General features: G+C 71.6%; 12 protein-coding genes. 5 read left to right on the top strand and 7 right to left on the bottom strand.

Translation table 11 applies throughout. The features are described from left to right. Positions 1–22 precede the first annotated feature (22 nt). Positions 23–2,185 (bottom strand): serine/threonine-protein kinase, encoded by a 2,163-nt coding sequence (locus M2157_RS42345; protein WP_280855841.1) that lies wholly within the window; start codon positions 2,183–2,185, stop codon positions 23–25. Positions 2,186–2,381: 196 nt separating this feature from the next. On the opposite strand from M2157_RS42345, the gene M2157_RS42350 reads away from it, so the two are divergent. From M2157_RS42350 to M2157_RS42365, 4 genes are all read left to right on the top strand, one after another. Next, positions 2,382–6,002: a tetratricopeptide repeat protein gene (locus tag M2157_RS42350; RefSeq protein ID WP_280867823.1), complete on the top strand. Its 3,621-nt coding sequence runs from the start codon at positions 2,382–2,384 to the stop codon at positions 6,000–6,002. Continuing rightward, complete coding sequence (locus M2157_RS42355; protein WP_280867824.1) at positions 5,906–7,123, top strand: hypothetical protein; 1,218 nt, start codon at positions 5,906–5,908, stop codon at positions 7,121–7,123. The genes M2157_RS42350 and M2157_RS42355 overlap by 97 nt, the downstream gene beginning before the upstream one ends. Continuing rightward, on the top strand, positions 7,120–8,409 hold the full coding sequence (locus tag M2157_RS42360) for an alpha-glucoside ABC transporter substrate-binding protein (RefSeq protein ID WP_280867825.1): 1,290 nt from the start codon (positions 7,120–7,122) through the stop codon (positions 8,407–8,409). The genes M2157_RS42355 and M2157_RS42360 overlap by 4 nt, the downstream gene beginning before the upstream one ends. A gap of 72 nt (positions 8,410–8,481) precedes the next feature. Beyond that, entirely contained in the window at positions 8,482–9,129 is a 648-nt protein-coding gene (locus M2157_RS42365) for a DUF6629 family protein (protein ID WP_280867826.1), read from the top strand. A 49-nt stretch (positions 9,130–9,178) separates the two neighbouring features. On the opposite strand, the gene M2157_RS42370 is transcribed toward M2157_RS42365, so the two are convergent. Then, positions 9,179–10,042 (bottom strand): LysR family transcriptional regulator, encoded by an 864-nt coding sequence (locus tag M2157_RS42370; protein WP_280855837.1) that lies wholly within the window; start codon positions 10,040–10,042, stop codon positions 9,179–9,181. 83 nt (positions 10,043–10,125) lie between these two features. Between M2157_RS42370 and M2157_RS42375 the strand changes: the two genes are divergently transcribed. Then, entirely contained in the window at positions 10,126–10,851 is a 726-nt protein-coding gene (locus tag M2157_RS42375) for an SDR family oxidoreductase (protein WP_280867827.1), read from the top strand. A gap of 234 nt (positions 10,852–11,085) precedes the next feature. On the opposite strand, the gene M2157_RS42380 is transcribed toward M2157_RS42375, so the two are convergent. The 5 genes from M2157_RS42380 to M2157_RS42400 all read right to left on the bottom strand — a co-directional run bounded on the left by M2157_RS42380 (position 11,086) and on the right by M2157_RS42400 (position 18,100). Continuing rightward, positions 11,086–12,117 (bottom strand): LacI family DNA-binding transcriptional regulator, encoded by a 1,032-nt coding sequence (locus M2157_RS42380; RefSeq protein WP_280867828.1) that lies wholly within the window; start codon positions 12,115–12,117, stop codon positions 11,086–11,088. An 83-nt stretch (positions 12,118–12,200) separates the two neighbouring features. Beyond that, positions 12,201–13,268 (bottom strand): glycerophosphodiester phosphodiesterase family protein, encoded by a 1,068-nt coding sequence (locus M2157_RS42385; RefSeq protein ID WP_280867829.1) that lies wholly within the window; start codon positions 13,266–13,268, stop codon positions 12,201–12,203. A 560-nt stretch (positions 13,269–13,828) separates the two neighbouring features. Then, complete coding sequence (locus M2157_RS42390) at positions 13,829–14,590, bottom strand: DUF2071 domain-containing protein (RefSeq protein WP_280867830.1); 762 nt, start codon at positions 14,588–14,590, stop codon at positions 13,829–13,831. 108 nt (positions 14,591–14,698) lie between these two features. Beyond that, on the bottom strand, positions 14,699–16,870 hold the full coding sequence (locus M2157_RS42395; protein WP_280855832.1) for an MMPL family transporter: 2,172 nt from the start codon (positions 16,868–16,870) through the stop codon (positions 14,699–14,701). A 222-nt stretch (positions 16,871–17,092) separates the two neighbouring features. Beyond that, positions 17,093–18,100 (bottom strand): aldo/keto reductase, encoded by a 1,008-nt coding sequence (locus M2157_RS42400; RefSeq protein ID WP_280867831.1) that lies wholly within the window; start codon positions 18,098–18,100, stop codon positions 17,093–17,095. Between the last annotated feature and the right edge of the window lie 56 nt (positions 18,101–18,156).

An 18,156-nucleotide genomic window follows, 5' to 3' on the forward strand; every position in this document is an offset into this window, starting at 1 on the left:
CAGGGCCTCCACCCGCCTTCGCTCAGGTGACGTCGGCCACCGAGAAGATCCCCGACCCGCTGACCCCGTACAGCACATCACCCACCAGCAGCGGCGGCACCGAACTCGGCGACAGTTCCTCGAAGGAGCGGCCCGTGGTGTCGAAGGACGGATTGGTACGGCCGATCTCCTTCCCGTTCCTCGGATCGAGGGCCACGATGCTGGTGTCCGGCATCGTGACGTACAACCGGCCCGCGTGGTAGGAGGGTTCGCTGAAAACGCGCAGGTCGCGCGAGCTGGACCACAGTGGCTTGCCCTGCTTCACATCGAGGGCGAGCAGGGTCTCGTTGCCGTAGTCGAAGATGTACATGGTGTCGCCCTGCACCAGCGGCGGTGCCTCGGGCTCCACGCTCCAGGGGAAGTCGATCCGGCGGGTCTTGCCGCTGTTGAGATCCTGGACGAAGAAGGCTGCGGACACACCGGAGTCGTCCTCCCAGCGCGCGTAGTACGCCGTGCCGTCGTGGACCGTCGCCAGCCACAGGTCGCCCTTCGGGGCGTCGACACTGCCCAGCGTTCTGCCGGTCCGCACGTCGATGCGGGCGATACCGCCTTCGCCGCCGCGCAGATCGGCGTAAAGCGTGTCCTTGGGGCCTTCGTAGAAGGGGCTCGACGAGGTGGAGGTCAGCTCGCGCCGCCACAACTCCTTGCCCGTGCGCGGCTCGTAGGCCGCATAGCGCGCCGTGTCGGAGGGACCGAGCTCGTCCAGGCGCACGAGAAGCACCCCACCCAGCGCCTCGAACTCGCCGAGCGGGCCCTTCAGCCGCCACAGCCGCTCACCGGTCTTGCCGTCGTAGGCGTCGACGCCCTGCGAGCGGTCCGCGCTGTAGACGAACACCACACCGTCATGGACGACGGGCTCGCGCATCGAGAAGCTGCTGACCTGCTTGCGGCTCATGGACTTCGTCCACTCGACGTTTCCCGTCGCCGGGTTCAGCCGCATCAGCGCCACCTGCTCGGAGGCGCAGAAGACGCCGAGAGCGTCCGGAGTGCACGAGGCGCCGACCCCCGTCGACTGGCCCTTTCCGCCCGACCCCAGCGCGTTGCGCCAGGGCCTCCAGCCCGCCGGTGCCGTCCCGCTGGGCGTCGTCCGCGGAGCGAGGGCGTCGAACTCGTCGACCGTACTCGCCGGCTCGTCCTCCACCACGGCGACCGCGGCCGCCCCCACCCCGCCGAGGAGTGCCACGACGGCTACGGCGGCCGACAGTTTCCTCCCGCGGCGCTTCCGCCGGACCGGCCCCACGTGACCGAGCGGCGAGGTCACCACGTCCGTGGTGCGCATCTCCGGGGCGCGGGACACCTCCTCGGCCGGTCTCCCGTCGGACAGTTCCTCCGGCAGACCCGCCAGCAGCTCCAGGACCTCGCTCGACGTCGGCCGGTCCGCGGGTTCCTTCGCCAGACAGCGCGAGACCAACGGGCGTAGCCGCTCAGGCAGTTCACCCAGCCGGGGCTCGCCGTGCACGGTGTTGTACGCGGCCAGATAGGCGTTCTCCGCCTCGAAGGGGCTGTGCCCGGTCGCCGCGTACACAAGCACCGCGCCCAGCGAGAAGACGTCGACCGCGGAGCCGACCTCGTGCGGGCGGCTGAACTGTTCCGGCGCCATGAACGGCGGAGAGCCCATCACCATGCCGGTCTGGGTACGGACATCGCTGTCGGCCGCGCGCGAGATGCCGAAGTCGATGACGCGTACGGCCCCGTCGTCGCCCTCGCTCTCCAGCAGCAGCACATTGCTCGGCTTGAGGTCCCGGTGCACGACCTCCGCGCGGTGGATCTCCCGCAGGGCCTCGGCGAGTTCGGTGCCGAGGCGGCGCAGTGCGGGCCAGTCCAGCGGTCCCGACTCGTCGACACGGTCCGCGAGCGTACGGCCCGGCACGAACGCCGTGGCCATCCAGGGCCGTTCCGCCTCCGGGTCCGCGTCCACGACCGGAGCCGTGAACGCGCCGCTGACCCGGCGCGCGGCGGCGATCTCCTGCCGGAACCTGGCCCGGAACTCGGGGTTGTCGGCATACCGGGTGTGGACCACCTTGACGGCGACGGCCCGTCCCGAGGCCGATCGGCCGAGATAGACGACACCCATGCCGCCGGTCCCGATCCGCGATTCGATCCGGTAGCCGCCGACAGACTCCGGATCGTTCTCGCGCAGGGTCACCGCGTCTCCTCCACCGCTGCTGGCCAGGACGGCTGCGGTCCGGACTCTTCTGACAGGGACCCCTCACTCTAGAGGGGCGCCGGTCCGCGAGGGACAGGGATCTCGGCCTTGCCGACCGGCCGAACCCTGCGGCATCACGGTTCTCAGGGGGAAAGCGAGGGGTCGATCCCGGCACCTGGCCCTATTCTGAGGAGGCATGAAGGGGGCTCGGGGCGGGAGTGCGTTCGGTGAAGTACCGGAATCCGAGGGATCGTTCGGTCCGCTGGTTGTCGCCGGACAGCCGATGTACCTGAGGGCGGCGCACGTCGACCTCCCCGCGGAGAACCCCGATCCGACGGTGCTGCCCACGATCACGCTGCTGGGACGCGGCTGGGACCCCGGCGGCGATCCGGGGGAACTGCCGCTGCCTCACGGGCAGTTGCTGGCGGGCCAGTACCGGCTGATCCGGCCCCTCGGCTACGGCGGCATGGGCGAGGTCTACCTCGCGCTCGACACCAAGGTGGACAACCGCGAGGTCGCCATCAAGATGCTTCACCCGGAGCAGGCGGCGGCCGCGGCGGGCGCGCTGGCCCGGGAGCGGCGGGCGCTTGTCGACCTCGGCCACGACGACATCATCCGTGTCTTCAACTACGGTCATCACCCCGAGGCCGGTGACTTCCTCGTCCTCCAGTACGTGGACGGGCTCACGCTGGAGGAGGTGCGGGCGCGGGCCGAACTGAACCCCGGGGAGTTCGGCGGCCACCGCTTCCACGAGTTCGTGCTCGCCTACGGTGTGCGGATCCTGTCCGCCCTCGCGTATCTGCACGCCGACCGGCCCGGCAAGGTCTACGGCGATCTCAAGCCGGACAACGTCATGCACGACGGCACCACGACGAAGATCATCGACGTGGGCAGCGTACGCCCGGTCGGGGCGCCGGGCATGACCACGAAGGGCTTCAGCGCACCGACCGTGGGCCCGAACGGCGAGTCCAGGGAGCAGGACGACCTCTTCAGCCTGGGCGAGACCTTGCGGCGACTGAGCGGACTTGGCAGGTCGGCGGCGGATCTTGCGCGGTTGGGGGATCTGGGGACGCTCGGTGGGGCGGCGGGGGAGGATCCCGCGAGCGGGGCGGGTGCGGGGGCGGCACGGGACGCCCGAGCGGCGGCCGGGGGTGATGTGGCACGGGCCGGCGGGGAGGCGTTGGCGGGGGGTGACGCGGCACGGGACGCCCGAGCGGCGGCCGGGGGTGACGCGGCACGGGCCGGCGGGGAGGCGTTGGCGGGGGGTGATGTGGCTCGGGCCGGCGGGGACGTCTTGGTTGGGGGTGACGAGGCACGGGCTGCCAGGAAGGCCTTCGTCGTGCGCGATGAAGTACGGGCTGCCGGGGAGGCGTTGGCCGCGGGCGAGACGCCGGGCGTGCCGGAGGCCCTGGTCACGGGGGAGACGTCGGGTATCGCCCGGGCAGTGGGCGCCGAGGGGGCGCTGGACGTCGGTGGGACAGCGGGCAGGGGGCAGACCTCGGGCGCTGAGGTGCCTTCGGGTGTTGAGGGGGTCTCGGGGGCCGGAGGGGCATTGGGGGTTGCCGGGGGAGTGGGTGGCAGGGGGTCGGTGGGGGCTGAGGTGGCTTCGGGTGTTGAGGGGGCCTCGGGTGGCGGGGAGGCATTGGGGGTTGCCGGGGGAGTGGGTGGCAGGGGGTCGGCGGGGGCTGAGGTGGCTTCGGGTGTTGAGGGGGTCTCGGGTGGCGGGGAGGCGTTGGATGCTGCCCGGGTATCGGGTGCCGAGGGGGCCTCGGAGGGCGGAGAGGCGTCGGGTGCTGCCCGGGCCTCGGGCGCCGAGGGGGCACTGGACGGCGGCGGGACAGTGGACGTCGCCCAGACACCGGGTTCCGTCCAGACGTCAGGGGTCGGGGAGACCTCGGGAGGCGAGGAGACACTGGGCGTTGCGCAGCGATCAGGCCCGGGGGACCAATCCGGTGCCGATGAGACGTCGGACGCCAAGCAGAAGTCGGGCGGCGTCGTCCAGGGACCGGGCGGCGAGAGGGCACCGGGCGACGGTAAGACAGCGGGTGCAGACCGGACGTCGGCTGTCGGCCGGGCGTTGGGTGCCGAAGGGGCGCCGGGCGGCGGTGAGTCGGCGGGTGTGGCTCGGGCGTCGGGTGTCGTTCAGGGAGCCGGCGCCGAGGGCACACTGAGCGGCGGTGAGACGGCCGGCGCGGCTCGGACCGCGGGTGTCGAGGGCGCACCGGACGGCGGCGGGGCACCAGGTGCCGGCAACGGGTGCGTCCCAGGGGCGGCGCACGCCGACGAGGAGGAGCCGCGCCCCGAAGTCCTGTCGGTGGGCGGTGAAGAACCGTCTGCCCCTGTGCCGCCGCCGGCCAGGGAACGTTGGGCTCCCCACGAGGCCACCGCCCCCGTGCCGCCGCCGGCCAAGGAACCGTGGGCTCCCCACGAGGCCACCGCCCCCGTGCCGCGAGGCCTCGGCCTGCTTTCCCTCGCCCGTGTTCTGCACCGCGCGACCTCGAGCGAGCCCGCCGGACGGTTCGCCGACGCTCGTGAGATGGACCAGCAATTGCGGGGTGTGTTCCGTGAGTTGAGGTCACTGCGCACCGGCACCGAGACCTTCGAACCCTCGCCGCTCTTCCTCCAGTCCCCCTACGCCCTCGACGGCGCCCTCGGCTCCGCGCCACCCCTCGCCCACTGGGCCGCCCCCGACGCCCCGTCCCCGTTCGCCCCGCCCACTCCCGCCGAGGTCGCCCAGCGCTTGCCCGTCCCGCGCCCCGACCCGCACGACGAGCACCACGCCGAGCTGAGCAGGCTCGCCGACGCCGCCCCGGAGGCCCTGCTCCAGCACATCGGCGACTGGCGTGACTCCACGGAGGTCCATCTGCTGCGCTGCCGGCTGCGGTTGCGGAACCCGGCCGACGGACCCGAGGCCGCCGAACGGGAACTGCGGGCGGCCGAGGCACGGATCGGCCCTCGCCGCGCCCCGTACGACTGGCGGCTGGACTGGCACCACGGCCTGCTCGCGCTCGCCGGGGAGCAAGTCGCCGCGGCCCGGCGGCACTTCGACCGGGTGTACGCGGCGATCCCCGGCGAGTACGCGCCCAAGCTGGCCCTCGGCCAGTGCGCGGAACGCCTCGGACGACGGCAAGAGGCCCTGACGTTCTACGAGGCGGTCGGACTGCGGAACCCCTCCCTGGGCAGCGCGGCCTTCGGCGCCGCCCGGGCCCGCCTCGCGCTGGGCGGGGAAACGGCGCGCGAGGACGCCGTACGCGAACTCGACGCCGTACCGCAGCATTCGCGGCACCGGACCGCCGCGCGTACCGCGGCCGTGCGGATCGGTATCGAGTACGTGCGGACGGGCGAGTGCGACGACCAGGCGCCGCAGCGGTTGGGCGAGGTGCTGGGGCGCCTGGCTCTGCTCTTCCACGCGCACGGCCTGACCGACGAGGAGGCCAGGGTCCGGATGACCGTCGAGGCATGGGAGGCCGTACAGGGCGCCCTCGCGCGCGGTGCCCTCGACGCGGCAGGCCTCGCAGCCCTGTCCGCCGGCGCGGACCCCCGACTCGGTCTCCCGTCCGACGAACACGGCCTGCGGGAGGACCTCTCCCGCCGCTATGTCACCCTCGCCCACCAGGCTGCCCGCTCCGCCGCCCCCGAGGACGCGGCCGTGGCCGAAATCCTCCTGGACCGTGCCTACGAGGTCCGCCCGCTCGCCTTCCGACACCACAGGGACAGCCCATGGCTCGGCAAGAGAGTCGCCCACTGGCTCCGGACGGTCGCTTACGCGCCCTCGCACAGGACACCCTCGGCCTCACGCGGGCAGTCGCCGCCGTAGCCACCGAACTCGCCCGCCGTATCCGCCGCTACGCCTGGCCCTCCACCGCGGGCCACCGCAACCGCGTCTACCTGCGGGACCGGCTCTTCGCGCTGCCGCTGCTGGCCGTGGTGGCCTTCGGGGCGCTCGGGTGGGCCTACGCGGGCGTGCGCGGCGACTCCGCCTACATCCGGGAACGCGCGGCGCCCGCGCTGGTCGACCTCGCGGACGCCCGGGCCTCGCTGCTCATCGCGCAGGGTGAGGCCCAGCGGAACCTGAACGAGGGGCGCGCGGCGGAACTCAGCGGGCTCAGCGAGCGGTACCGGACCCGGATCGCCCGCGCCACGCAGAGCCTGAACCAGGTCACCCGCAGCGGAGCCCTCACCGTCGCCGAGGAACAGGAACTGCGGGTCGTGTCCGCGCTGGTCGTCGACTACACCAGCTGGATCGGCCGGGCCCAGGGCCATGCCACCGATCCGGTCCTGCGCGATGCCGACTTCACCTACGCGCGCACCATGCTCTGCTCGAAGGCCCTCACCCCGACCACCGCGAACCCTTATCCGGCCTGCACAGCCGCCACCGGTTCCGCCGCGACGTCGATCGTCGACCGGGTGACCGGCCTGGAGGGGCGGCTGCGCGCGCGGCTCGCCGAGCGGGCCGCCTGGGGCGCGGGCACGATCACCGCGGCGGTGATCGCCGCGCTCGCCTTCGCCCTGCTCGCCGCCGGGCTGTGGCGGACGGTGGCCTTCCTGTGCCGCCGCTTCCGGATCCGGCTGAGCATCCCCCTCGCGGCCGCCGCCCTGCCGCTGCTCGCGGTACCGTTCCTCACGGCCGACGCCCTGCTCGCCCTGGACGCCCAGCATGAGACCGTCCCCGTCGCGGACGCGCTGGCCGAGCGGACCTCCCCGAGGACGGAGACGGTCGCCGAGGAACGCCCCTTCGCCGGACCCGATCCGCGGGCCATCGAGACGCTCCAGGCCCGGATCGACGACGGCCTCGCCGACGGGCGGCTCGCCTTCCTGGACGGCATCGCCCCGTTCGTGTTCCCCGCGGGACTGACCGCCGCGGCCGTGATCGCCGGCGCCCTGCACGCCTACCGCCGCGAATACCTCGTCGTCGCCCGCCCGGGAGCCGTCGCATGAGGCATCGCACGGGCCGTCGCATGAGCGCTCTCCTGCGCGTACTTCTCGCGGTCTGTCTGCTCGCCCTCGTCCCCGGCTGCGGGTCCGACACCCGCGACCCGCTGGTCGTCCTCGGCCCCTGGACCGGTGAGGAGGGCAGGGCCTTCGAAGCGGTCCTCGACAAACTGGACGACGGGACCGGGCGGACGTACACCTACGAGGGCACCCGCTCACTCCGCGAGACGCTCGTCTCGCAGCTGGAGGCCGACGACCCGCCGGACGTGGCGGTCCTCAACAGCATGGGCGAACTCACCGAGTACGCCCGCCGCGGCAAGCTGAAGCCCCTCGCCGAGGCGAGTGCCGAGCGTGCCTACTCGCCCTGGTCGCCGATCATGCTGGTGAACCACCTGCGGCGCGTGTACTGGGTGCCGCTGAAGGTCGACCTCAAGAGCCTCGTGTGGAGCAAGAAGGGCGCCCCGAGCGAACGGCCCACCTGGTGCGTGGGTCTCGCCTCACAGGCCACCTCCGGCTGGCCCGGCACCGACTGGATCGAGGACCTGGTGCTCCATCAGGCGGGCCCCGGCCTCTACACCGAATGGGCCACGGGCAGCCTGGACTGGCGCGACCCGGCCGTCGAGCGTGCCTGGACCAGCTGGGCGCGGCTGCTCGGCAAGCGCTCCCCGGCGTCGGTCGAGCGGTCCCTGACCACGTCGTTCGAGGGGGTGTCCGATGCGCGGGGAGATCCGCGCGGCCTGCTCGACTCGCCCGGCTTCGACTGCACGCACGAGCATCAGAGCGCCTTCATCCGGTACGTCTACGCGGACGACGACGTAACCGTGGAACCGTCGGCCCGCTATCTGGACGGGCAGCCCGCGTATCGGGACGCCTTCGAGGTCGCGGGCGACATGGCCGCCGTGTTCAGCGACGACCCGGACGCCCAGGAACTCGTGGAGCGGCTCTCGAGCCCGGCCGGACGGAAGCTCTGGCGGGCGGAGGCGGAGCCCGCGGTACGGCCGCTGTTCCCGGACTCGGCCGGACTGTCGCCGCCGGATTCCGCGAGCCCGGTCGAGCGGGAGATCGACTCCCTGCTCGGCACCCGCGCCCGCATCCTCTGCTTCGACGCCTCCGACGTGATGCAGCCCGAACTCCGGGACGCCTTCCACCGCGCGGTCCTGGAGTTCTTCCGTGACCCGACCCAGCGGCAACTCGATTCGCTGCTGGAGCAGTTGGAGACCGTACGCGTGCAGGTGAACACGGACGCCGGCACCGACCGCACGTTCCGCCCACCGCAGACCATCTGCGAGTGAGCCGCCCGCCCCGGCCCCGCCCGCGTCGTGGCGGAGCGCACTGCCGACGGCCTGGCCTGACATGGTGGTGTCATGTGCTGGAGTGCGACAGCGGATCTCGTGGCGGGCACGGCCATCGCCTCCGTCGGGGCGGTCTGCGTGGCCCGGACCCGCCGCGCCGGAGATCTGCCCCTCGCCGCGCTGCCCCTGCTGCTCGGCGCCCATCAACTGGTGGAGGCCCAGATCTGGCACACCGGCGGAGGGACCGGCGCGGCCACCGTCGCCTGGGCCGTGATCGCCCTGCCCGTGCTCGCGGTGTGGGTGCCGGTGGGCGTGTGGTGCGCGGTCCCACGCCGAACCGGACGCCGGGTGACGGCGGTCGTGGCGGTGGGCGTCGTGACCGCCGCCTTCCTCGCGCACGCCCTCGCCACCCGCCCCGTCCGGGCCGAGATCCGCGGCCACACCATGGCCTACGTCATCGGACTGCCCCACGCGGAACTGCTCGTCGTGGGCTACCTGATCGCCACGGTCGGCGCGCTGCTGCTCTCCGGCGACCGCCGCCTGACGGGACTGGGAGTCCTGACCGGGGCGGGTGCGCTGATGTGCTGGCTGCTGTGGCGGCTGGAGTTCGTGTCGACCTGGTGCGCGCTGGCGGCGGTCTGCTCGGTGGTCCTGTACGGATGGGTGCGCACACGACCCACGCCGAGGCCGGTACTCCCCGCGTGGGACGCCCGGCACTGATCAGTGCGCGCGGCGGTCCCGGGCGGGCCGTTCGTTCGTGGTGCCCGGGTCAGGTCGCCGACATGATCATGTCGGCCGCGACGCCGACCAGTGACGCGACCGCCGGCGAGCGACTGCTCGGTGGCCAGGCGATCACCGTGGTCACCTCCGGCGCGTCGACGACGGGCACCGCGACGTGTTCGGGCCACTGCCAGGCACGGCTGGAGGCAGGGATGACGAGCAACGTCCTTCCGAGCGCCACGAGTTGGGCGAGCTGAGACTGGGTACGGACCTCGGGTCCGGGCCCGTCGGGGTAGGACCCGTCGAGCCGGGGCCAGCGAGCGATCGGCAGGTCCGGCACATCCTGGACGTCCGCCAGCGTGAGCTCGGCGCGTGACGCGAGCGCATGCCCGGCGGGCACGATCGCGACCTGGCCTTCGACGTGGAGGTCTTCGGAGTCGAACCCGGCGAGGTCGTCGTAGGGGTGATGCATGAGTGCCACGTCGGCGTGCCCGTCGCGGAGCAGCCGTGCCTGCTCACCGACCTCGCACAGGAGGATCTCGATCGGTGGCGCCTCCGGTTCGCTCGCCACCGTGTCGAGGAGCTGCCGCAGCACTTCGTGGGACGCCCCGGCCTTCGTCGCGAGGACCAGCGGCCGCTTCGGGTCCCCGGCACGCCGCGTTCGACGCGCGGCTGCCGCGACCGCGTCCAGAGCCGCTCCGGCCTCCCGAAGCAGCACGCTGCCGGCATCCGTGAGCGCCACTCCGCGACGGTCCCGGTCGAGGAGCCGGACACCGAGCCGCCGCTCCAGCCTCGCGATCGCGCGGGAGAGCGGTGGTTGTGCGATCCCGAGCCGGCCGGCGGCGCGTCCGAAGTGCAGTTCCTCCGCGACGGCGACGAAGTACCGGAGCTCGCGGGTCTCGAGATCGTCCACACGGACAGCCTACCGACTGATACCCGGCGAGTATCACAGTGCACCGGTTCGATATTGGACGGCGAATGAGCGGCTCGCCCAGCATGAATCGCGTGAACGACATGAAGACCGCGCTGGTCACCGGCGCGAACAAGGGAATTGGTTTCGCCATCGCCCAGGGTCTCGGGGCCCTCGGCTTCACGGTCGCGGTAGGAGCTCGCGACGACGACAGGCGCGAGCAGGCCGTCAAGGAACTGCAGGCCGCGGGCGTCGACGCGTTCGGGGTCGCCCTCGACGTCACCTCGGACGACAGCGTCGCCGAGGCGGCGGCGACCGTGGAACGGACGGCAGGGCGGCTCGACGTGCTCGTCAACAACGCGGGCATCTCCGGCGCCATCGAAAACGGCACACAGGACCCGACGACGCTCGACCTCGAGGTCGTCCGCACCGTCCTCGACACCAATGTCCTCGGGGTCGTCCGGGTGACGAACGCGATGCTCCCGCTGCTCAGCCGCGCGAACTCGCCGCGCATCGTCAACGTGTCGAGCAGCATGGGCTCGTTGACGCTGCAGACCGGACCGGTCATGGCCGCGTACGCACCGTCGAAGTCGATGCTCAACAGCGTCACGGCGCAGTACGCCCGCCAACTCGCCGACACCAACGTCATCGTGAACGCCTGCTGCCCCGGCTATGTGGCGACCGACTTCACCGGCTTCAACGCGCCGCGGACGCCCGAGCAGGGCGCGGCGATCGCAGTCCGGCTCGCCACCCTGCCGGACGACGGACCGCGTGGCGGCTTCTTCGACGACGGGGGCGTCGTCCCCTGGTGACCCCCGGACGGACGGCAGGGACGGTGCCCGCCCCGCCGTCCCTCCCGTCCGGCGCGGGGTCGCGTCGCCGACCCCTAACATCTCCGTGGCGCTCCTGACGGTCGCGGCGGGCCGGGGGATAAGCGGTGCAGGAAGTGAGCCTGCCGGGCGGGTCCGGTAGCAGGGCGCGTCGAGGACGTAGGCGCGCATGCCCGGCTCCTGCCCCTTGTTCGGATGCCGATCAGCGCAGGCGGCTCAGGCGGGCGGCCGCCCCGAGCTCTCCCGGACCACCAGTTCCGGCACGGAGACCGGACGCGGGGCGATCGGCGCGGACTCCTCCAGTACTCCGTGCAGCAGGGCGAACGCGGCTCGGCCGAGGCCCGTGAAGTCCAGACGTACGGTCGTGAGGGACGGCGTCAGATAGGCGGAGTGCGGGGCGTCGTCGAACCCGGCCACGCTGACCTCGCCCGGCACCGAGCGGCCGGCCTCGTGCAGGGCGCGCAGCACACCGAGGGCGAGGTCGTCGTTGCCGCACAGGACCGCGGTGACGGAGGGATCCCGGGCGAGCTCCAGGCCCGCCGCGTGGCCGCCTGCGGGGCCCCAACTGCCCTGCACGGGAGGGGGTTCCGGCGCGCCCGCCTCTTTCAGTGCCTGGCGCCAGCCGCCGGTGCGGGCGCTGGTGCGACGGGTGCTGGAGGGAATGGCGACGTAGTGCACGGTCTCGTGGCCCAGGGACAGCAGATGCCGGGTCACCTCGTAGGCGGCCTCGCGGTCGTCGGTCCACACCCACGGCCGGTCGCCGGTGGGCGCGCTCGTCGGGGTCTCGACCACGCCGACGACCGGCAGCCCGGCCGGGACCGCTTCCAGGGCCCGGACGCCTGCGGGATCGTACGCGATCACGATCAGCCCGCCACCCGCGTCGGCGGCACGCTGCACCTCCACGGTGACGGCGGCCTCGTCGGCCGATTCGAGGACGCCCACACCCACCGAGTAGGCTGCCGCGCGGGCCGCCTCCTCGACGCCCTGGAGGATCGAGGCGTAGCCGTAGTGCGTGGTGTTGGCGGTGAGCACGGTAACGGCCCTGCTGCGGCCCCTGGCCAGGGCGAGCGCGGTGGCGTTGCGCCGGAAGCCCAGCTCGTCGATGGCGGCGAGAACCCGCTCCCGCGTCGACTGCCTGACGCTGGGGTGGCCGTTGATCACCCGGCTGACGGTCTGGTAGGAGACACCAGCGGCCGCGGCGACGTCCCGGATGCTCGCCGAACTGCGGGTGTGACCGGTCACATTCATCCCAGGATTGTGGCCGGTCACCAGCGGAACGTCAAGAGAACATCGTGGGCGCGGCTCCGTGATGTTCCGGCGGCCCGACTCCGTCAGCGGGGCTGGTACGCCCTCGGCAGCGGCATGCCGCGGTCGGCCATGAGCTGCCGTACGCGGTTCGGGTAGTTGGTGATGATGCCGTCCACGCCCATGTCCATGAGTGCCTCCACGGTGGCGGGGTCGTCGCAGGTCCACGGGATGACCTTCAGGCCCCGGGCGTGCGCCTCCCGGACCATCGTCCGGTCGGCGTAGAAGCGGAAGCCGGGGTCGCCGACCTTGCCGCTCTGCGGAAAGCCGTAGTTGGGGGAGAGGGCCCTGACGCCGGGGATCGTGGCGGCGGCTCTGACGAAGTCGCCGCCGTAGTCGTCGGCGTCGATCCCGCCGAGCCACGGGGAGGCACCCGGCAGGCCGACCTGGAGGAAGTCGTAGTTGGTGAGCGCGACGAGGGGCCACTTCGGGGCCAGCTTGTGCATCGCCCTCAGCGCGCCCCAGTCGAAGGACTGGATGGTGACCTGGTTCTCGATGCCCGAGCGGTGGATCTCCTCGTAGACCCGCCGTACGAACAGCCCACGCGGCGCGGTCTGTTCGGGCGCGCCCGCCTCGACCTTCGTCTCGATGTTCAGCTTGACCTGCTTGGCGCGGTAGCTCTTGACCAGGTTCAGGACGTCCTTCAACTCGACCATCCGGAAGCCCTTGACCACCTCCTGCTCGGGGAAGCCGGGCAGTTGCTGGTAACCGCAGTCCATGGTCTTGATCTGAGCAAGCGTCAGATCCTTGATGTACTTGCCGACATACGGATACATCGGGTCGCCGGCCGTCACCGGTCCCGTGTCACGGCACTTGACCGCGCTGATCTGCCGGTCGTGGTTGACGACGACCTTCCGGTCCCTGGTGACATGGGTGTCCAGCTCCAGCGTGGACACCCCGAGGCGCAGCGCCTTGCCGAAGCCCTCCAGGGACTCCTCGGTCGTCATGCCGATGCCGCCGCGGTGGGCCTGGAGGTCGAAGTGCGGCTTGGCCTTCGGCGGTTGGTGGCCGTCGTACGCCGTCGCGGGCGTGGCGGCCGACAGCGCGAGCACCGGCACCAGCGCCAGCCCGGCGAGGACACGTCTTGAGAACATCGACACCTCACTCCTATGGGTCGGGACGCCCACAGACGCTAGTGAGGACGCGGACCGGTTCAACCTCTCGGACGTGATCCCGCCGTGAATGTCCGAGGAACGACGTTCCTGTCGGGGGTACGGGACGAGGTGGAGCTCCCTCGCGTGGAGTGGCCCGGCACACAGCGGCGCCTGTGCCGCATCGCCCGCGACAGCTCGGCCCCGCCCAGGTGATGCGCCGTACCGGGACGCGCAGATGCCTGCCGTGCGCACCGGCGAGTCCCTCGCCCGGGGTGGCCCGGGCCCGCTCGGCGCGCTCCTCTGCGTCGGCGACGGACTGCGCGCGGCCGACGGGACGTCTTCGTCGTGCACGTGAAGGGGCGGGACGGTGATGGGTACGACGTCCAAGTGGCCGCCATGCCGCCGTCCGGCTGGTTTCGAGGGCGCTCTGCCGGAGATCACCGCGCCGGTCGCCAGGGGCTCCGGCAGACCCGCCCCTTCATCGACATGGATACGGCCTCGCCTCTTGTCCCCCGGGCACGGTGAGATGGCCTGGCCCCGCGAACTCACCTCCCCTGTCGTCAGGGCGTAGGGATGCCCGCCGGGCGTGCCGGGCGGCCGAGGCGGACCGGGACGCCGGGGGAGTACAGGACGCTGACCGGGGCGTCGGTGAGGGCGGGCAGGCCGGCCGCGGTGACGAGGTCCTGCTCGCACGTGAGCAGTTCGGCGCGGTACAGGGGCCAGCGCGGATGGTCGTTGGGCAGGTAGGCCAGTGACTCGGGGCCGCCGAAGAAGGCGTTGTGCATGCCCCAGCGGGCGGTGAGGAAATGCTCCAGGTCGGTCGGCTCCCCGATGGGTTCGCCGGTCCGTACCGTGATGAGGCTGCGGGCGCCGCGCGGTCCGGGCCAGCGGCGTGAGCTGGTGTAGGTGACGGTGTCCCCGGCGGTGCGGACGCTCATCCGGGACCAGAGATACGGCAGCCGGAAGCCGACGCGTCCCATCACCACCGGGATCAGCCGGGAGGCGTCCATCGAGCGGAACACCACGCCACGCCGTCCGTGCGCGTCCACCGAGTACAGCCGCACGTTGGTCTCCGGGAAGGTCCCGAGATACGGCACCCCCGGCATCCCCAGCCAGCCGACCCGGTGCATCCGGAACGCGACCAGCCCGACGTACGTCAGCCCGTCGTGTGTGTCGGGGACCGTGCCGCGCGGCAGCAGCCCCGCCACGACCGCAGGTTCGACAGCCCAGTGGATGAAGGCGAGGTCGAGCCACTGCTGGGTGAGGAGCGGGGTCCGTATGAGGGCGGGAGCGTCCGGGGTGACGGGAGCGGGGTTCGGCACGGGGTCCAGGGTGGCAGACACCGATCGCGTCAGGCCCGGCGGTGTGCCGGGACGGACGGCGTCCGCCGAGCCATGCGGCCCGGCGGACGCCGTTGCGTGACCTCGGCGTCAGTTGCGGCGACCGGCCGGATCCTGAACCACCGTGTCCCGGCCGCCGCCGGAGACCGGTGCGGGGGCGGCCGGTGATTCCTTCGCCCGGTCCGCGTGCCCCGGCCACCAGGCCGCGTGGCCCATGAGGGCCGTGAGGCTGGGCGTGAAGAACATCGCCATGACGAACGCGGCGACGGCGATGCCGAAGGAGACCGCGAACCCCATCTCCGTGAGCAGGACGTTGCCGGCCAGCATCATCGTGGCGAAGGTCGCCGCCAGGATGAAGCCGGCCGCTGCCACCGTGGGACCGGCATGCCGTAGCGCCATACTGGCCGCCTCGCGCGGCTCGCGGCCTTCACGGGCCTCCTCCCTCAGCCGGGCGATCATGAGGATGTTGTAGTCGGTGCCGATGGCGACCACGAAGAGATACATGATCACCGGGAGCATGAACATCAGGCCGGAGTGTCCCTGTCCTTCCTGGAAGATCCACACGGTGGCACCGAGCGTGGCGCCGAAACCGAGGCCCACCGAGGCGATCAGGTACCAGGGGGCGACCACGCTGCGCAGCAGCAGCCCCAGGATGAGCATGATCAGCACGGCCGCGACGGGGAAGACCGTCTTGTAGTCGTGGTTGACCGCGGTGCCGATGTCCTTGTAGATCGAGGACATCCCGCCGACCACGGCCTCGGTGCCGTCCGGGGCGTCGGAGTGCGCGACGTCGCGGACCCGGCCCACCGCCTCGATGGCCTTGTCCGTCGACGCCTCGTACTTGAGGGTGACGGTGAAGTCGATGGTGGTGCCGTCCTTGTTCAACTGCGACAGGCGGGCGTTCGCCACGCCGTCCACGGCCCCGAGCTTCTTCACGTACGCGTCGAAGAGCGTCGTGTCGATCGGCTTGCCGTCGGTGCTGGAGAGATAGACGTCGGTCGGTGCGGCGGCACCCGCCGAATACGCCTTCTGCATCTCGTCCTGGACGACCATCGACTCCTTGGTCTTCGGCATGGAGCCGGCCGCCAGGTCGAACGTGGCGTTGTAGCCGAACGTCCCGAGCGACAGCGCGACCAGGACGAGTCCCGAGAGCGCGGCGGTGAGCGCCGGGCGGTTCTGCACTCCGCGGCCCAGGGCGGCGAACCGGGCGTTCTCCGGCTCGCGTTGCCAGGACTTGGACGGCCAGAAGACCTTCGGGCCGATGAGGGAGACGACGGCCGGGATCAGTGTCAGGCCCGCGATCAGGGTGACGGTGACCGCGATCGCGAGGGCCGGGCCCATCTGCTTGAGGAAGCCCAGCGTCGACAGGACCAGCGCGAGGAAGGCGATGATGACCGCTCCGGCGGCGGAGGCGATGGCCTCGCCGACCCGGTCGACCGCGTTGATCATGGCCTGCTTCGGTTCGTCGCCGAGGCGCAGACGTTCGCGGTAGCGGAACATCAGGAACAGGAAGTAGTCGGTGCCCACGCCGAAGAGCACGACGATCAGGATCGACGAGATCGAGCTGTTGGCCTGGAGGTCGAACAGCTTGGTGGCGTAGGCGATCAGCCCGTTGGCGATCGCCGACACCAACCCGATCGTGATCAGGGGCAGGAAGGCCAGGATCGGAGCCCGGAAGATGATCAGCAGGGTCACCAGGATGATGACGAAGGTGCCGATGCCGATCAGCGCCTCGCCGCGCTTGGACGAATCCTGCTGGTCGAGGGCCTGCGCGGCGGAACCGCCGAGCTTGACGTCGAGGTCCGTGCCCTTGGCGAGTTGCTTGACGTCCTCGCGCAACACCTCGGCCGCGTCGGCCTGTTTGGGCTGACCGGCGTTCTTGCTGTCCATCTGAACCAGGGTCAGGGCGTACCTGCCGTCCGAGGACGGCTGGCCGGGGACGACCTTCTGCACCTGGTCGATCTTCTTCTTGCCGAGCTCGGAGGTGATCCGGGCGACATCCTTCTGGTCGGCGGCGGTCAGCTTGCCGCCGTCGGTGCGCTGGTACAGCGCGATCGCGGACGGGGTGAAGGCGCTGGGGAACGCCTTCTCCTGGAGTTCCGCCGCTTTGATGGACTCGTAACTTCTGGGGAGAAAACTGCTCTCGTCACTGTTCGAGGGCAGGCTCGGGGCGGTGGCGACGATCGCCACCGCAGCGAATAACCATGCAACGATCGTCCAGACGGGATGCCGGACGACAGCGTTGCCAATACTTCGGAACATGCGGAAGGTCCTCCTGGACAGGAAGATCACCGCAACCCGGGGAGCGGTCCCTGGCATCGGCGACCCCCGGCCGTCCCTCTGGGCAGTCCCCCGTCGGACCGGCCGGAATGGTTGTCTTGAGCTCTCATCCTAGGGATCACCGGTGAAGATCGCTGGAGGTGCCGCACCTTCAACTGCCGTGCCGTTCGCGGGAGCCCCTCGGAGAACCGGGGTGGGCCGCGGCTACCAGGTCGGCATCATGCTCTCGGGGTAACGGGAGCCGGCCGAGCCGCGGGGGAGGAGCTCCTGGATGCGGGCGAGGTCCTCGGGCGTGAGGTCGACGTACGCAGAGGCGACGTTCTCCTCCAGGCGGCGCGGGCTGCGGGTGCCCGGGATCGGCACGATGTCCTCGCCCTGCGCCAGCAGCCAGGCCAGGGCCAGTTGGGTCACCGCGATGCCCTTGGACTCCGCCAGAACGGTCAGCTCGCGCACCGCGGCCAGGTTCTTCTCGTAGTTCCCGGGCTGCCAGCGCTCGTCCCAGCTGCGCATGTCGTCGGCCGGATACTCGGCGGCCGGCTTCACCGCGCCGGTGAGGAAACCGCGGCCCAGCGGCGAGTACGGGACGAAACCGATGCCCAGCTCGCGCACGACCGGCAGCACCTCCGCCTCCACGGCCCGCTCGAATACCGAGTACTCGGTCTGCAGCACCGACACCGGGTGCACTGCGTGGGCACGGCGGATGATGTCGGGTCCGGCCTCGCTCAGGCCGAAGTAGCGCACCTTGCCTTCGGCGATCAGCTCGCCCACCGCTCCGGCGACGTCCTCGATGGGTACGTCCGGGTCGACCCGGTGCTGGTAGAGCACGTCGATGTGGTCGGTGCCCAGATGGCGCAGGCTGTTCTCGGTGACCTCGCGGATGTGCTCGGGGCGGCTGTTCAGGCCGAATCCGCCCACCGTCCCACCGCTCAGGTCGAAGCCGAACTTGGTGGCGAGGACGACGTCGTCGCGGACGTCCTTCACGGCCCGCCCGAGGAGCTCCTCGTTGCTGCCGGTGCCCATGCCGTACAGCTCGGCGGTGTCGAAGAGGGTGACGCCGAGTTCGTAGGCGCGGCGGAGGGTGGCGATGCTGCTCTGCTCGTCCGAGGTGCCGTAGGCCATGGTCATGCCCATGGTGCCGAGGCCGACGGCGCCGACCTCCAGACCCTGGGTGCCGAGCCTGCGGTGCGGGAGGTTGCTGGCGTGCTGTGTCATGCCTCAACGCTAGGAAAGCGGTGCCGGGGAGTCATGGGGCACCGGTCGCATAGGAT

It is taken from the genome of Streptomyces sp. SAI-127, from assembly GCF_029894425.1.
Classification (GTDB): domain Bacteria; phylum Actinomycetota; class Actinomycetes; order Streptomycetales; family Streptomycetaceae; genus Streptomyces.